Annotated in this window: 15 protein-coding genes; 6 read left to right on the top strand and 9 right to left on the bottom strand. The window is 64.0% G+C overall.

The window, feature by feature from the left end; genetic code table 11:
* Window positions 1–61: 61 nt before the first annotated feature.
* The gene (locus EXV95_RS06745) at window positions 62–1,123 is read left to right on the top strand and encodes an aldo/keto reductase (protein WP_176886286.1); all 1,062 of its coding nucleotides are present in this window, start codon (window positions 62–64) and stop codon (window positions 1,121–1,123) included.
* A gap of 68 nt (window positions 1,124–1,191) precedes the next feature.
* Here EXV95_RS06745 and EXV95_RS06740 read toward each other — a convergent pair whose 3' ends face one another.
* Window positions 1,192–2,607: a M20 family metallopeptidase gene (locus tag EXV95_RS06740; RefSeq protein WP_176886285.1), complete on the bottom strand. Its 1,416-nt coding sequence runs from the start codon at window positions 2,605–2,607 to the stop codon at window positions 1,192–1,194.
* A 19-nt stretch (window positions 2,608–2,626) separates the two neighbouring features.
* A complete protein-coding gene (locus tag EXV95_RS06735) occupies window positions 2,627–3,625 on the bottom strand; it encodes a tripartite tricarboxylate transporter substrate binding protein (RefSeq protein ID WP_176886284.1) in 999 nt (332 codons plus the stop codon).
* 178 nt (window positions 3,626–3,803) lie between these two features.
* Here EXV95_RS06735 and EXV95_RS06730 point away from each other — a divergent pair, with 178 nt between their 5' ends.
* From EXV95_RS06730 to plsY, 3 genes are all read left to right on the top strand, one after another.
* Complete coding sequence (locus EXV95_RS06730; protein WP_176886283.1) at window positions 3,804–4,763, top strand: LysR family transcriptional regulator; 960 nt, start codon at window positions 3,804–3,806, stop codon at window positions 4,761–4,763.
* A gap of 70 nt (window positions 4,764–4,833) precedes the next feature.
* Window positions 4,834–5,325, top strand: coding sequence for an aminoacyl-tRNA deacylase (locus EXV95_RS06725; RefSeq protein ID WP_055402597.1), 492 nt, complete (start codon window positions 4,834–4,836; stop codon window positions 5,323–5,325).
* Between the two features lie 48 nt (window positions 5,326–5,373).
* Window positions 5,374–6,039, top strand: a complete 666-nt coding sequence (plsY, locus tag EXV95_RS06720; RefSeq protein ID WP_121420437.1) for a glycerol-3-phosphate 1-O-acyltransferase PlsY — start codon at window positions 5,374–5,376, stop codon at window positions 6,037–6,039.
* Between the two features lie 72 nt (window positions 6,040–6,111).
* Here the strand turns inward: plsY and EXV95_RS06715 are convergent, their stop codons facing one another.
* The 3 genes from EXV95_RS06715 to EXV95_RS06705 all read right to left on the bottom strand — a co-directional run bounded on the left by EXV95_RS06715 (window position 6,112) and on the right by EXV95_RS06705 (window position 8,433).
* Window positions 6,112–7,134: an HD-GYP domain-containing protein gene (locus EXV95_RS06715; protein WP_055402593.1), complete on the bottom strand. Its 1,023-nt coding sequence runs from the start codon at window positions 7,132–7,134 to the stop codon at window positions 6,112–6,114.
* A 23-nt stretch (window positions 7,135–7,157) separates the two neighbouring features.
* A complete protein-coding gene (locus EXV95_RS06710; protein ID WP_176886282.1) occupies window positions 7,158–7,805 on the bottom strand; it encodes a TIGR02281 family clan AA aspartic protease in 648 nt (215 codons plus the stop codon).
* Between the two features lie 142 nt (window positions 7,806–7,947).
* Complete coding sequence (locus EXV95_RS06705) at window positions 7,948–8,433, bottom strand: YajQ family cyclic di-GMP-binding protein (RefSeq protein ID WP_055402590.1); 486 nt, start codon at window positions 8,431–8,433, stop codon at window positions 7,948–7,950.
* Between the two features lie 74 nt (window positions 8,434–8,507).
* On the opposite strand from EXV95_RS06705, the gene murB reads away from it, so the two are divergent.
* Window positions 8,508–9,581: a UDP-N-acetylmuramate dehydrogenase gene (murB, locus tag EXV95_RS06700; RefSeq protein ID WP_176886281.1), complete on the top strand. Its 1,074-nt coding sequence runs from the start codon at window positions 8,508–8,510 to the stop codon at window positions 9,579–9,581.
* Window positions 9,582–9,711: 130 nt separating this feature from the next.
* Here the strand turns inward: murB and argG are convergent, their stop codons facing one another.
* From argG to EXV95_RS06680, 4 genes are all read right to left on the bottom strand, one after another.
* Window positions 9,712–11,049, bottom strand: coding sequence for an argininosuccinate synthase (gene argG, locus EXV95_RS06695; RefSeq protein ID WP_055402586.1), 1,338 nt, complete (start codon window positions 11,047–11,049; stop codon window positions 9,712–9,714).
* A 95-nt stretch (window positions 11,050–11,144) separates the two neighbouring features.
* A complete protein-coding gene (locus EXV95_RS06690; protein ID WP_121506085.1) occupies window positions 11,145–11,462 on the bottom strand; it encodes a pyrimidine/purine nucleoside phosphorylase in 318 nt (105 codons plus the stop codon).
* Between the two features lie 152 nt (window positions 11,463–11,614).
* The gene (locus tag EXV95_RS06685) at window positions 11,615–12,271 is read right to left on the bottom strand and encodes a glycine zipper 2TM domain-containing protein (protein WP_176886280.1); all 657 of its coding nucleotides are present in this window, start codon (window positions 12,269–12,271) and stop codon (window positions 11,615–11,617) included.
* Window positions 12,272–12,417: 146 nt separating this feature from the next.
* A complete protein-coding gene (locus EXV95_RS06680; protein ID WP_176886279.1) occupies window positions 12,418–12,804 on the bottom strand; it encodes an ArsC family reductase in 387 nt (128 codons plus the stop codon).
* A 48-nt stretch (window positions 12,805–12,852) separates the two neighbouring features.
* Between EXV95_RS06680 and folC the strand changes: the two genes are divergently transcribed.
* Window positions 12,853–14,178 (top strand): bifunctional tetrahydrofolate synthase/dihydrofolate synthase, encoded by a 1,326-nt coding sequence (folC, locus tag EXV95_RS06675; protein WP_176886278.1) that lies wholly within the window; start codon window positions 12,853–12,855, stop codon window positions 14,176–14,178.
* Window positions 14,179–14,180: the final 2 nt, after the last annotated feature.

Genomic DNA, 14,180 nt, shown 5'->3' with positions numbered 1-14,180 from the left:
GCCCAAGCCTGCAGACTTTGCTGGCAACCCGTAAACTGCGCGGCTTGCCAACGGAGTCCGCATGAACAATATCCAACTCGGTCAGAGCGACCTGCACGTCACCCCTATCTGCCTGGGCACCATGACCTTTGGTGAACAGGTCGACGAATCTGATTCCCACGACATCCTCAGCCGCTCGCTGGCAAGGGGTGTGAACTTCATCGACACGGCCGAAATGTACTCGGTGCCCGCCAAGGCCGAGACCTTTGGCGCTACGGAAACCATCATCGGCAACTGGTTTGCCAAGAACCCCGGTGCGCGCCAGAAACTGGTGGTGGCCACCAAGGTAGCGGGCCCTTCGCGCGGCATGCCCTGGGTGCGCGAGGGCAAGGGCATGGCTGCGGCCGATATCGTTGCTTCGTGCGAGGGCAGCCTGCGCCGCCTGCAGACCGATGTGATCGACCTCTACCAGATCCACTGGCCCGAGCGCCATGTGCCCGCCTTTGGCAACCTGTACTACGACCCCTCCAAAGAAACCTCCACCACCCCCATTCGCGAGCAGCTCGAAGCTTTGTCGGGGCTGGTGAAGGCGGGCAAGGTGCGGTACATCGGCCTGTCGAACGAGACGCCCTATGGTGTGCATGAATTCGTGCGCCTGGCCGAGCAGCACGGCCTGCCGCGCGTGGCCACGGTGCAAAACCCGTATTGCCTGATCAACCGCACCTGGGAAAACGGCCTGGACGAAACCTGCCACCGCCTGAACGTGTCGCTGCTCGCCTACTCACCGCTGGGTTTTGGCTTGCTGACGGGCAAGTACGACGAGAGCGGCATCACCGGCCCATCGGCACCCCAGGGCGCACGCATTGCCACGTATGAATCCGTGCGCAAGCAGCGCTGGGGCCGCCCCGAGGCGCTCACGGCATCGCGCCGCTACAACGCCCTGGCCCGTGCCAATGGCATGACGCCTACGCAAATGGCGCTGGCGTTCTGCTACACCAAGTGGCAGGTGGCCAGCACCATCATCGGCGTGACGTCGGTGGCGCAGTTGGATGAAGACCTGAATGCGTGGGGAACCACGCTGTCGCCAGAGGTGTTGAAGGAGATCGACGCCATCCGCTGGGAGCTGCGCGACCCGGCATTGTGATCACTGTGCACAGATAGCAAAAAGGGGCTGAACAGCCCCTTTTTTACGTCGGTCAGAACGGCTGGTGTCTATGCAACGGCGGTGATACGTCCTTCCTTCCACGGTGTGCCCTGCGCCTCACCCAGATCCCAAAACAGCCCTGCCATCACGGCCAGCCCTTCGCGGGCCACAGGTGCCAGCAGGTGCTCGTTGGGCGCATGTTGCGCGCACGCCGGGTACGAGTGGGGCACCCAAAGGGTGGGCAGGCCCAGCTGGTCCGCAAAGATGTCGTTGGGCAGAGAGCCCGCCAGGTTGGGCAGCAAGGTGGCAGGCTGCCCCGCGCTGGCTTGTAGCGACGCCAGCGTCCAGTCCACCCATGGGTTGTGCAGGTCGAGCCGGGTGGCGCCGCACACCATGCCCATGGTGATCTCCACCTGGCTGAAACCATGCGCGTCCAAATGCTCGCGCAGCGTGGCTTGCACGTTCTTCCAGTCGGTGCCCACTACAAAGCGCAGCTGGCAATGGGCCACCGCTTGGGAAGGGATGGCATTGATCGGGCGTTGGGCGTTGCCCGCACCCAGAGCCAGCACTTCCAGCGTATTCCAGCCCACCAGTTGTTCGGCGGGCGTGAGGCCGGGTTCGCCCCATCCGGGCGTGAGCGCAGGGTCATCGACACCTGCGCCGATCACCACGTCTTTCAGTGCGGAGCGCAGCTTGTCGGGCACGGCAGGCGGTAGCAAGCCCTCGACCAGAATGCGGCCCTGGGCGTCCACCAACGTGGCCAGCGCGTGCGTGAGCACCGTAGCCGGGTTGGCCAGCACGCCGCCCCAGTTGCCCGAGTGGTAGGCCTTGTCGCGGCTGCGCACCGCGAGCGAAAAGTTGATCGCACCGCGCGAACCCAGAAAGAGCGTGGGGCGCGCCGCGTTCACCCGGGGGCCGTCGCTGGCCACGAAGAGGTCGGCTTTCAGCGCATCCCTGTGCTGTTCGCAGAATGCGGCCAGGCCGGGTGAACCGGCTTCTTCGCCCATCTCCATGAGCAGTGTCACGTTGTAGCCCAGACGGCCTTGGCGTGCCTCCAGCGTGTGCGCTAGCGCGGCAAGGCTGACGGTGTGTTGGCCCTTGTTGTCGGCGGTGCCCCGGCCATACCAGCGGTCACCTTCAATGGTCAGCTCCCAGGGCGAAAGACCTTCGCGCCATTGGCTGTCCTGGCCGTTGACCACGTCGCCGTGGCCATAGGTCATCACGGTGGGCAAGGCGGGGTCTTCTACCCGGCGGGCCAGCAACAGCGGGCCACCCTTGGAATCTGGGTTGTCGAGCACCTGGCAGTCAAAGCCCAGCGGCTCCAGCCAAGGCACGATTTCGTCGGTCAGGTAGGTGCGCAGCGTGGGGGGGACTTGCCCGGTGTCGCTTTCGGTGCGCCAGGCCACGCGTCGGCGCAGGTCATCGGCAAAGCGGCCGTCATCGAAGTAGTGGCGGACGTTGTTGATCAGTTGCTCTCGGTTCATCGTTTTCTCCTTGCTGGGGTCACTCCATCGCGATCTGTGCGCGGTGGGCCAGCGCGCGGTAGCGCCCGATCTCGTCTTCCATGGCGGCGTGCATGGCCTTGGGGCCCACAAAAACGGGCTCCATGCCCTGGGCACGGATCTGGTCCTGCAGCTGGACGTCGCGCATGGCGGCCTCGACTTCTTTCACCAGTTTGTCCAAGATGGGCGCGGGCGTGCGCGCCGGGGCTGCCACGGCGTACCAGCCGTCAAAGGCTGCGTCTGGCAGCTTCAGTTCCCGCACAGTAGGAATCGAGGGCAGGGCGCGGGCGCGCTCGTTGCCTGCAATGGCCAGTGCGCGCAGCTTGCCTGAGCGCACATGCGGTGCGGCACTGGCCACGGTGTCGATGGCCATCTGGATCTCACCGCCGATCAATCCCATCATGGCCTGTGCGCTGCCCCGGTAGGGCACGTCCTGCAGGCGCACGCCAGCGGCCTGCTCCAACAGTGCGCCGACCAGGTGGGGGGCCGAACCGGAGCCGAAAGTGGCGTAGTTGATAGTTTTGGGCGCAGCCTTTGCGGCGGCCAGCAGGGCGGCGAAGTCCTTGTGGGGCGAGCTGGCGCTGACCACGATCACCAGCGGTGCGCGGGCAACGATGGCCACAGGCGCCAGATCCTTGAGCGGGTCGTACGGCAGCTTGGGCCGCAGCGCAGCGTTCACGGTGTAGCTGGTGGAGCCCGACACCAGCAGGGTATAGCCGTCGGGCTCGGCCTTGACCACGCTGTCGGAGCCAATGATGGTGGAGGCGCCGGGCTTGTTGTCGATGACCACGGGCTTGCCCAGGCGTGTGGACAGCTTTTGGCCCAGCGCGCGGGCTACGGCATCGGTGCCGCCCCCGGGTGGGAAGGGCGCGACCAGGCGCACAGTTCGCTGGGGCCACGCCTCCGAGGGCGCAGTCGTCTGGGCAAGGGACAGGGTGCTGGCGCTGGCGAAGGTGGCCAGGACGGCGGACAGCAAAGAGACTCGGACAAGGCTTTTCATGCAGGCTCCAGAGGTTGATGCGTGGGGTGTTGGTAGCACTACCGCAAAGGCGATCGCGCTGATACCCACAGCCATGGGTGAATTGGAGCCTTAAACCATGCAAGATGGGAGCCGGTTTACCATTGCTCTGGATAGAGATTTGGCAACTGAGCGTTGCCTTTTGGTTAGTAGGTACACGATGCCCATTTCACTGCTCAGCCTGCCCTTGCGTTACTTTCTGGAGGTGGCGCGCACCGGCTCTGTCAATCAGGCGGCGCAGCGCCTGTACGTGGCAGCATCGGCGGTGAGCCGCCAGTTGGGCAAGCTGGAAGACAGCCTGGGCGTGACGCTGTTCGAACGCCAGGCACGTGGCATGGCGCTGACCGAAGCGGGCACCCGGCTGCTGGCCCATGCCACGGCGCACGATGCGCAGGCCACAGAATTGGTCGAGCAACTGCAAGGGCTGTCGGCCCATCAGGCTTTGCGTGTGCGGGTGGCCTGCACCGAAGGCTTTGCCGCGAGCTTCATGCCGCTGGTGATGTCGGTGTTCCGGCAGACGCACCCACAGGTGCAGCTGCAGTTGCTGGTGGACGTGCCGCAGGAAGTGTCGGCCCTGGTGCAGCGCGGAGACGTTGATCTGGCGCTGAAGTACAGCGTGGCGCCCGAGAAAGGTTTGCAGGTGCTGCATTCGGCCATTGCCCCGATCTACGCCATCATGCCCGCGCAGCACCCGCTGGCCCGCCAGCGCAGCGTGAGCGTGGCCGATGTGGTGCGCTATCCGCTGCTGCTGGGTGCGGGCAACACGACCGGGCGGCAGCTGTTTGACCTGAGCTGTGCAGTGCAGGGCCTGCGGTATGTGCCGGCGGTGGAGAGCAATTTTTCATCGGCGCTGCTGCCGCTGCTGAGCGGGCAGGACGTGGTGCTGGCCAGCTACCTCACGGCGGCGCGCTGGGTGGAGGCGGGCCTGCTGGCGGCCCGGCCGTTTGACGAGGTGCAACTGCAGCAGCGACGCTTGCAGGTGCTGGCCGTGGAAGGGCGGGCACCGTCGGCGCTGGTGCAGCAGTTCACGCAGGCGCTGGTGGCTGCCATTGAGCAGTACGGCAAGCGCAAGGTGGGGCGGCGCAAGACGACAGCAGCGCGGGTGATCGAGGTGCCTTGATTCGGGCTGCCTGCCGTTCGCAGTGGGGGCGCGCAACTGGATACCATTCGTTCCCTACCCGGATCGCACCATGGCCAAGAAAGAACACGTCTCCGAGACCCAAGCCACCCAGTTGCTCAAGGCGAACAAGGTGGCATTCACTGAGCACCCCTACGAATACCTGGAGCACGGCGGCGCCATGCACAGCGCCGAGGTGCTAGGCCTCGACCCCTTCACGGTGGTCAAGACCCTGGTCATGCAGGACCAGGATGCCAAGCCCTTGCTGGTGCTGATGCATGGCAATCGCAAGGTCTCCACCAAAAACCTCGCGCGCCAGATCGGCGCCAAGTCGGTCGAGCCGTGCGCGCCGGAGGTCGCCAACCGCCACAGCGGCTACCTGGTGGGTGGCACGTCGCCCTTTGGCACGCGGCGCGCCATGCCGGTGTACATCGAAGAAACCATCCTGGCGCTGCCGCGCATTGCCATTAATGGCGGGCGCCGGGGCTTTCTGGTGCAGATCGATCCGCAGGTGTGCGTGCAGTTGCTGGGTGCTAAACCGGTGCACTGCGCGCTGGCAGAATAGGCCGCCACGGCAGACCGTCCGCCGTCCCCCGATTTTTGAGGAGTTACTTTGACCGCCGTGTATCCCATCCTTGCCGCTGTGGCCGCCTACTTGCTGGGCTCGCTGTCGTTCGCCGTCATCGTGACGCGTGTGATGGGGCTGAGCGACCCGCGCACCTATGGCAGCAAGAACCCCGGCGCCACCAACGTGCTGCGCTCGGGCTCCAAGGCGGCAGCCATCGTCACACTGCTGTTGGACGCCATGAAAGGCTGGCTGCCTGTGGCGTTGGTGATGTGGTTTGGTCAGCCCTATGGGCTGGACGACGGCACGGTCGCCATGGTGGGGCTGGCGGCTTTTCTGGGCCACCTGTGGCCTGTGTTCTTCCGATTTGAAGGGGGCAAGGGCGTTGCCACTGCGCTGGGCGTGCTGTTGGGCATCAGCGTCTGGCTGGGGCTAGCCACGGCTGCGACCTGGCTCATCATCGCGTTTTTCTTCCGCTACTCGTCCCTGGCCTCGCTGGTGGCTGCCGCCTTTGCGCCGGTGTATTACCTGCTGGTGGATGGGGTGGTGTGGTATGCCGAGGGCACGATTGCGGGCTCCATCATCGTGATGGCCATGTTGCTGGCCTGGCGCCACAAGGAGAACATCCAGCGCCTGATCGAAGGCAAGGAGTCGCGACTGGGCAGCAAAAAGGCCAAGCCGAACGCCGAGGGTGCAGGCAAGTCGCCAAAGTAAACGCAGGGGGAAGGCACGCCGCGCTGACTGCGGTGCACGTGCCGTCTGCTCAGCTTCTTCTACGGACAGGTTCTACAGCGAACCTGGCCCTGAAATCAGCCCCCGGAGCCCGGCGCTGTGCTGGGCGGCATAGAGGCCCAGGCGCACCATGGTGCGGTGGTTGAGCTCCAGGCTCACGGCCGATCGGGCCAGAGCGGACTGGATGCGGGGTTTTCCGGTGGCCGTCTGGTACAGGCTGGGCTGCGCGTGGTGGGTGCCGGTGCGGTCCAGAAGGCTGGCGACCAGCGGATGATTGGCTTTTTCGCTGCGGCGCAGCACGATGGCGGTCTCGCCGTTGTCGAGCTTCACAAAAGTCCCTGGCGGGCAAAGGCCGATGGAGCGCACCAGGGTGTAGCTCACCTCATCGCGCTGGTCGATCTCCTGCCCGACGATGGCGCGTACCGAGTCGGTGGCACTGCGGCCTGCACGGGACTTGCGTGGGCTGATCATGGCTGCATAGCGGTCGATGGTGCCCAGGACGCGTGTGAGCCGGTCCACGGGGTCCTGGTTGGCCAGCGGCACACGGTCGGCCACGGTGGCATGGTGTTGTCCCACCACGTCCAGCCAGAGCGCATCGTTGATGAACAGGCGCTCCAGCAGCATCATGCTTTCTTCCGGGTGGCTCTTGATGGCCTCTTGTTGGACCGGTGTCGGGCGTTCACGCTGTTCGGCCAGCTCATCCTGCAGGGCCGTCATGCCGATGTTCATGGTGAGGGCCGCGCGCACCAGGCTGTCGCGCTCGCGTGGTGCCAGCTGCAGTTCGTGCGCCATGATGTGGCACAAGGTGCCGCACACCAGCGCATGGGAGGCGCTATAGCCCACGGTGGATGTGGACGCCAGCTGGAACATCAGGTACAGCGCAGCGTCGATGTCGTGCGCCACCAGGTCCTGCATCCAGCTATCGAACTGGCGCACCTTGGCGGCAAAATCCTGTACCTGCAGAGGTCGCGACAGCAGCACCGACAGCGCTGATTCCAGGTCTGACCACAGGCCCAGCAAGTCCTCGTACTCGCCTTCGGCGTGGTGGGGGGTGCCGGTGGAGTGGTGGGCAGACATGGTGGTGTGTGCAGCGGCCAGGCTCAGTTGCGCTTTTCCAGCACCATCTGGTCGTTGATGCGTGTCATCTGGAACTCGGTCAGAAAGCTGTTGCCCAGCAGCACGTAGGGCATGGGCTGCGGGGTGATGATGGCCTCGACCCCGAACACCTCGACATCGCCGATGCGCACTGAGTCCAGCTTCATGCGCCACCCTTGCGCCACACCATTGGCCGTGTTCATGCGCACGGGCTGGCCGTTTTGGTAGTTGAGCCCCATGCGCTCAGCATCCTGCCGCCCGATGGCCACGGTGGAAGCACCGGTGTCCACCATGTACTGCATCACACGCCCGTTGATGGTGCCGCTGTTGATGAAATGCCCACGGCTGTCGGCCATCAATACGACGCGCTTGCCGCTTCCGCCACGGGCGCCAACGCTCACCGGGGCCTCGCCCAGCCGCAGCACGCGTCGCGTGCCATTGACTTCGATGGTGGCTTCTTCTTTGGTGACGGTAACGACCTTGACGCCCTGGTACTCATCCCCAGCACCCACCGCCTTGGGTGGGTTGGCATCCACCACCAGCAAGGCCTTGCTGCCCAGCATGCCCGCCAGCGCCACCGCCTGCGCATGAGCCCAGGACGGAACCAAGCACAGAGCAACCAGCGCGGCCAGGGCATAGGAGTGGATCGTCATTCGTCGATGGCGCTGTGCGCCTCCCTCGTACCTCGGAACTGGCGCGGCCCAGGCGAGGGACGCCAAGCCAGGGCCGCCCCGCAGCGAGGGCGTCGTCCCCCTGGAGGGGGAAGGCGCGAAGCGACTCAGGGGGTGCGCCATCTCAGTCGCGGAAGTTGTCGAACGACAGGGGAACGTCCGTTACATCCTTGCGGATCAGCGCCATGGCCGCCTGCAGGTCGTCGCGCTTGGCACCCGTCACGCGCACCTTGTCCTCCTGGATGGCTGCCTGCACCTTGAGCTTGCTTTCCTTCATGAGCTTCTGGATCTTCTTGGCGAGCTCGCTCTCGATGCCGTTGCGCACCTTGATGACCTGCTTGACCTTGTCGCCGCCTATCTTCTGCACATCGCCCATGTCCAGAAAACGCACGTCCACGTTGCGCTTGGTGAGTTTGTTGCGCAGTACATCCTCGATCTGGGTGAGCTGAAAGTCGGCGTCGCCGATCAGCGTGATGTCCTTGTCTTTGATCTCGATGCTGGCCGATGTGCCCTTGAAGTCGAAACGGGTGGCGATTTCCTTGGCGGTGTTCTCGACGGCGTTTTTCACTTCAACCAGGTTGGCTTCACAGACGGTGTCAAAAGATGGCATGGATGGCTCTCAATCTCAGGGAAAACAGCTACAAATCGCAGAGGCCCGAAAGGGCGGGTGCGACAATCGGGCCAATGGTAGTCGAGAAAAACGCCCCTTTGCAGCCCTGGAACACCTTTGGCATTGCTGCGCGTGCCCAAACCCTGGTGCGTGTGCGCTCCGTGTCGGATCTGAAGGCCGTTCTGGCCGATACGGACCTGGCCCCTGCACCCAAGTTTGTGCTGGGCGGTGGCAGCAACATCATCCTGACCGGCGATGTGAAATCTGTCGTGCTCAAGATGGAAATCAAGGGACTGCGCTTGGTGAAGGAAACCCCCAAGGCCTGGATCGTGGAGGCGGGCGCGGGTGAGGTCTGGCACGATGCTGTGGCCTGGACGCTGGCGCACGGGTTCCCGGGGCTGGAGAATCTGGCGCTCATCCCGGGCACGGTGGGTGCCTCGCCCGTGCAGAACATCGGTGCCTATGGCGTGGAGCTGCAGGATCGGTTTGAATCGCTCGATGCCGTCGATCTGGCCACCGGCCAGCCGTTCAGCCTGGATGCTGCGCAATGCGGCTTTGGCTACCGTGATTCCGTCTTCAAGCATGCGCCCTCTGAGTCGTTGGACGGCAGCGGATTGCCCCGCGGCATGGGGCTGGCGGGCAGGGCGGTCATCACCCATGTGCGGTTTCGGCTGCCCAAGCCCTGGAAGCCCGTGCTGGGCTACCTCGACCTGGAGCGCCGCCGCGCCGAGGCAGGCGTGGAGCACCCCAGTGCCCAGCAGATTTTTGACTGGATCTGCGACATCCGCCGCGCCAAGCTGCCCGACCCTGCCGTGGTGGGCAACGCAGGCAGCTTCTTCAAGAACCCCACGGTGTCGCCCGACCAGTGCGCCGACATCATCGCGCGCGAGCCCAAGATCGTGCATTACCCCATGCCCGACGGCAGCATCAAGCTGGCGGCGGGCTGGCTGATTGATGCCTGCGGCTGGAAGGGCAAGTCCATCGGCAAGGCGGGGGTGTACGAAAAGCAGGCCTTGGTGCTGGTCAACAGGGGGCACGGCGCCGACAGCGTGACGGGCGGCGAGGTGATGACCCTGGCCAAGGCCATCCAGACCAGCGTGTACGAGCGCTTTGGCATCCGGCTGGAGCCCGAGCCGGTGGTGGTTTAGACCAGCAGCCAACCTTCCCCGCAAAGAAAAAAGCCACCGTTTCCGGTGGCTTTGCTCATATATATGTAGCTGCTAGCGCTTGATGGGTAAGCGCTAGAGCCATTTTTGACCCATATTCTGGGCCCAAGGTTTATTTGCGGTCGTTTTCCAGCTGCGCCAGTGCCGCGTTGCCACCCAGCGACAGCAGGCCAGCGCGCGAATACACACCCAGCTTGTCGCGCGTGTCCGAGATGTCCAGGTTGCGCATGGTCAGCTGGCCAATCCGGTCCAGCGGGCTGAAAGGCGCGTCTTCCACCTTCTCCATCGACAGGCGTTCGGGCGCGTAGGTCAGGTTGGGCGATTCGGTGTTCAGCAGCGAATAGTCGTTGCCACGGCGCAGTTCCAGCGTCACGGTGCCGGTCACGGCGCGGGCCACCCAGCGCTGGGCGGTTTCGCGCAGCATGATGGCCTGGGGGTCGAACCAGCGGCCCTGGTACAGCAGGCGGCCCAGCTTGAGGCCATTCATGCGGTACTGCTCGATGGTGTCTTCGTTGTGGATGCCCGTCACCAGGCGCTCGTAGGCGATGTGCAGCAGCGCCAGGCCCGGGGCTTCGTAGATGCCGCGGCTCTTGGCTTCGATGATGCGGTTTTCGATCTGGTCGCTCATGCCCAGGCCGTGGCGGCCGCCAATGCGGTTGGCTTCGAGGATCAGCTCCACCGGGTCGTTGAACTCCACGCCGTTCAGGGCGACGGGCTGGCCTTCTTCAAAGCGGACCGACACTTCCTCGGCCTTGACGGCGACTTCTTCCTTCCAGAATGCCACGCCCATGATGGGGTTCACGATGCGGATGCCGCTGGAAAGGAACTCCAGGTCCTTGGCCTCGTGCGTCGCGCCCAGCATGTTGCTGTCGGTGCTGTAGGCCTTCTCGGCGCTCATCTTGTAGCCAAAACCGGCTTGTGTCATGAACGCCGACATCTCGGCGCGGCCGCCCAGTTCGTCGATGAACAGCTGGTCCAGCCAGGGCTTGTAGATCTTGAGCGAGGGGTTGGTCAGCAGGCCGTAGCGGTAAAAGCGCTCGATGTCGTTGCCCTTGAAGGTCGATCCGTCGCCCCAGATGTTGACGTCGTCTTCCTTCATCGCCGCCACCAGCATGGTGCCGGTCACAGCGCGGCCCAGAGGCGTGGTGTTGAAGTAGGTGAGGCCGCCGGTGCTGATATGGAAGGCGCCAGCCTGCAGGGCCGCAATGCCTTCGTGCGCCAGCTGTGTGCGACAGTCCACGAGGCGTGCCTTCTCGGCGCCGTATTCCATGGCCTTGCGCGGAATGGCTTCGTAGTCGGGCTCGTCGGGCTGGCCGAGGTTGGCGGTGTAGGCGTAGGGCACGGCGCCCTTGAGCTTCATCCAGTGCAGGGCTGCGCTGGTGTCCAGGCCGCCGGAGAATGCAATGCCGACCTTCTGGCCGAGGGGGAGGTTCTGGAGGATGGTTGCCATGAAATGCTTCTCAAAAATGATAGCTGCTTGCGCTTGATAGATAAGCGCTAGAGGCCAAAATCAATCAAATTCCAGCCGAATGCGCAGTCGAACGATCAGCCGAAATGGCAGATGTAGTGGTAGGCCTCGGTCACGCGGATGTCGAACTTCGAGTTGCCGGGCACGCTGAACTTGTCGCCCGCCGAAGACTTGACCCAGGCGTCGGTGCCGTCCAGCTTGTATTCGCAGGATCCGGCCACGCATTCCATGATCTCGGGCGCGCCGGTGTTGAAGGTCAGCGTTGCGGGCAGTACCACGCCCACCGACTTCTTGGTGCCGTCGGCAAACGTGATGCCGTGGCTCACGCACTTGCCGTCAAAGTACACATTGGCCTGGGTGGTGACGGACACGCCGTCAATTTTCTCGGTGGTCATGGGTGCGCTGGATAAGGTAGAGGGAAACCCAGGATTTTAGGGCAGGGGGCGGGGAGCGCCGCTACAGCGGGCCTCTGAAAAATCCCCATCAGCCATTGGGCGCCAAAAAAAAGAGCCCCGAAGGGCTCTTGGTGATGCTGGCATGCCGAGGCTTAGCGCCAGTACGGGTTGCGGTGGTGCGGGTAATAAGGACGGCTGTCGTAGCCGTACTCGATCACCGTGACCGGCGGCGTCACATAGGTGGGCTGCTGCTGGTACACCGGTTGCGCAGGGTAGGTCGAGGTCACTACGCCCGGCTGGCTGTACACACCTTGTGAGGCGTAAGGATCAGGCTGGGTGGAATAGGTCTGGCCTGCAGGCTGCACGCTCAGCGGGATCCAGCGGCCTGGATCGTTCTGGGTGCGGGTGGTGTACTGGCGCCCTGCATATTCATACACCACGTCGTAGCCCACTGTGCGACTCTCGTAATACGTCTCGGTCGTGCAGCGCTGTACGTTCTGGTACTGCGGCTGGCCACCTTCGATCTGGTTGCCAATCACGGCGCCACCGATCAGGCCAATGGCTGTGGCGGCGGCGCGGCCACTGCCTTTGCCAATGGCGTTGCCGGCTGCGCCACCCGCAATCGCGCCCATCACGGCGCCTGCTCCGGTGGTGCGGTTACCGCTGTAGACGGTCTCGTTGCCACACACCTGCTGCGGCGTCGCGACCTGCTGGACGATGGGGGTGGCCGAGAGCACGCGGCCCTGTTCCTGGGCACTGGCCATGGTGGCGATGGCTGCCATGGCGGAAAAAATGACGATCTTTTTCATGGAGAAACTCCTTTCGGGTCGGTACATAACGCACCAGACTGCAGAAAAGTTTAGGCCCGCACGGTCAATTCAGGGCCTGCCCGCCGTAAATCTGCGTAAAGATTTGTGCAATTTCTCCGGTCCGGGCGATTGATTCACGCGCCCGTTCAGGTGCCTGCAGCCCGGCCTAACCACATCTGCCATTGGTCGGGAGCAAAACCCACGGAAATGTGCACCTGGCCACCGTGCTGCCACTCCACCACCGGGCGTTTGATGACGCTAGGTTGGGCCTGCATCAGGGCGCTGGCGCTATCGTCGTTGGTGACAGCTGCCTGGGTTTGCGCGTCCAGCTTTCGCCATGTGGTCCCCTGCCGATTGACCAGTTTTTGCCAGCCTGCTGCCGCCATCCAGTCGGGCAGGCGGTGGGCGGGCACCCCTTGTTTCTTGAAGTCGTGAAACTGGTAGTCCACGCCGTGTTCAGTCAACCAGACGCGGGATTTCTTGACGGTGTCGCAGTTGGGTATACCGTAAACGGTGATGAGTGAGGTTGTCATGCCGCGCATCATCCTCGAACTTGTGGCTGGGCGACAATCCCGCCCTGTATGCATACCAAAATCCACACTCTGGAAGGCTGGCTCCGCCACTGCGAGCAGCTTCATCCCCGCAACATCGAAATGGGCCTGGACCGTGTCCGTGAAGTGGCACGCCGCATGGTGCTGCGGTTTGACTGCCCCGTGATCACCGTGGCGGGCACCAATGGAAAAGGCTCTACCTGCGCCATGCTCGAGGCCGTGGCGCAGCAGGCGGGCTACCGCACAGGCGTGTACACGTCGCCCCACCTGGTGCATTTCGAGGAGCGCTGCCGCGTTCACGGTGAAATTGTCAATGCTTCTGATTTGATAGCGCACTTCGAAGCTGTGGAAAGCGCCAGGGTCCAAAATGGCAATGAAATCTCCCTCACCTACTTCGAATTCACGACGCTGGCCATCCTGCGCCTCATGAGCCATGCGCGGCTGGACTTGGCCATCCTCGAAGTGGGGCTCGGCGGGCGCCTGGATGCCACCAACGTCATTGATGCCGACTGCGCCATCATCACCAGCATCGACATCGACCACACTGAATTCCTGGGACCAGACCGCGAGAGCATCGGCCGGGAGAAGGCCGGCATCATGCGCACGGGCCGCCCGGTGATCGTGGGCGATCCGATGGCTCCCCAGAGTGTCATCGACCATGCGCTGGAAATCGGTGCCGACCTGTGGCGCTTCGGCAAGGATTTCAATTTCTCGGGAGACAAGCAGCAGTGGAGCTGGGCAGGGCGGGGCCGCCGTTATGCGGGGCTGGCCTATCCATCGCTGCGTGGTGCCAACCAGTTGATCAATGCCTCGGGCGTGCTGGCCGCGCTGGAGGCCCTGCGCGAGCGCATTCCCGTCACGGCCCAGGCGGTGCGCAACGGGCTGGCATTGGTGGAGCTGCCGGGGCGGTTCCAGATCGTGCCAGGCCAGCCTACGCTGGTGCTCGACGTGGCGCACAACCCGCATTCAGTGGCTGCACTCACTGCCAATCTGGATGCCATGGGGTTTTTCCCCACGACGCATGCGGTGTTCGGCGCCATGGCCGACAAGGACCTGGGGCCCATGCTGGCCAAGGTCGGCCCGCTGGTAGACCGCTGGTATTTCACCAACCTGCCGACCCCGCGCGCCGAGACTGCTGCCGTCCTGCAGCAGAAGTGGAACGCCGTGCAGATGGTGGCGGGCGGGCGCCGCGATGTGACCTCCAGTCTGCACGCAGACCCCATGGATGCCCTGGAGGCGGCGGTCGCTGCGGCAGACCCCGCTGATAGAATCGTGGTCTTTGGCTCGTTTTACACGGTGGGCGGTGTTCTGATCAACGGAACACCTCGCCTGCACGCCAAACATCTGGGCCAATAGTC

It is taken from the genome of Acidovorax sp. JMULE5 (genome assembly GCF_013376875.1).
GTDB lineage: Bacteria > Pseudomonadota > Gammaproteobacteria > Burkholderiales > Burkholderiaceae_C > Acidovorax > Acidovorax facilis.
Note: the sequence above shows the minus strand (reverse complement) of the source record. Positions and strands in the feature narration are given on the sequence as shown.

Bases quoted from the DNA above. Each gene is read 5' to 3' on its own strand.
- EXV95_RS06745 (WP_176886286.1), top strand. From the start codon at position 62: ATGAACAATATCCAACTCGGTCAGAGCGACCTGCACGTCACCCCTATC.
- EXV95_RS06740 (WP_176886285.1), bottom strand. From the start codon at position 2,607: ATGAACCGAGAGCAACTGATCAACAACGTCCGCCACTACTTCGATGAC.
- EXV95_RS06735 (WP_176886284.1), bottom strand. From the start codon at position 3,625: ATGAAAAGCCTTGTCCGAGTCTCTTTGCTGTCCGCCGTCCTGGCCACC.
- EXV95_RS06730 (WP_176886283.1), top strand. From the start codon at position 3,804: ATGCCCATTTCACTGCTCAGCCTGCCCTTGCGTTACTTTCTGGAGGTG.
- EXV95_RS06725 (WP_055402597.1), top strand. From the start codon at position 4,834: ATGGCCAAGAAAGAACACGTCTCCGAGACCCAAGCCACCCAGTTGCTC.
- EXV95_RS06715 (WP_055402593.1), bottom strand. From the start codon at position 7,134: ATGTCTGCCCACCACTCCACCGGCACCCCCCACCACGCCGAAGGCGAG.
- EXV95_RS06710 (WP_176886282.1), bottom strand. From the start codon at position 7,805: ATGACGATCCACTCCTATGCCCTGGCCGCGCTGGTTGCTCTGTGCTTG.
- EXV95_RS06705 (WP_055402590.1), bottom strand. From the start codon at position 8,433: ATGCCATCTTTTGACACCGTCTGTGAAGCCAACCTGGTTGAAGTGAAA.
- murB (WP_176886281.1), top strand. From the start codon at position 8,508: ATGGTAGTCGAGAAAAACGCCCCTTTGCAGCCCTGGAACACCTTTGGC.
- argG (WP_055402586.1), bottom strand. From the start codon at position 11,049: ATGGCAACCATCCTCCAGAACCTCCCCCTCGGCCAGAAGGTCGGCATT.
- EXV95_RS06690 (WP_121506085.1), bottom strand. From the start codon at position 11,462: ATGACCACCGAGAAAATTGACGGCGTGTCCGTCACCACCCAGGCCAAT.
- EXV95_RS06685 (WP_176886280.1), bottom strand. From the start codon at position 12,271: ATGAAAAAGATCGTCATTTTTTCCGCCATGGCAGCCATCGCCACCATG.
- EXV95_RS06680 (WP_176886279.1), bottom strand. From the start codon at position 12,804: ATGACAACCTCACTCATCACCGTTTACGGTATACCCAACTGCGACACC.
- folC (WP_176886278.1), top strand. From the start codon at position 12,853: ATGCATACCAAAATCCACACTCTGGAAGGCTGGCTCCGCCACTGCGAG.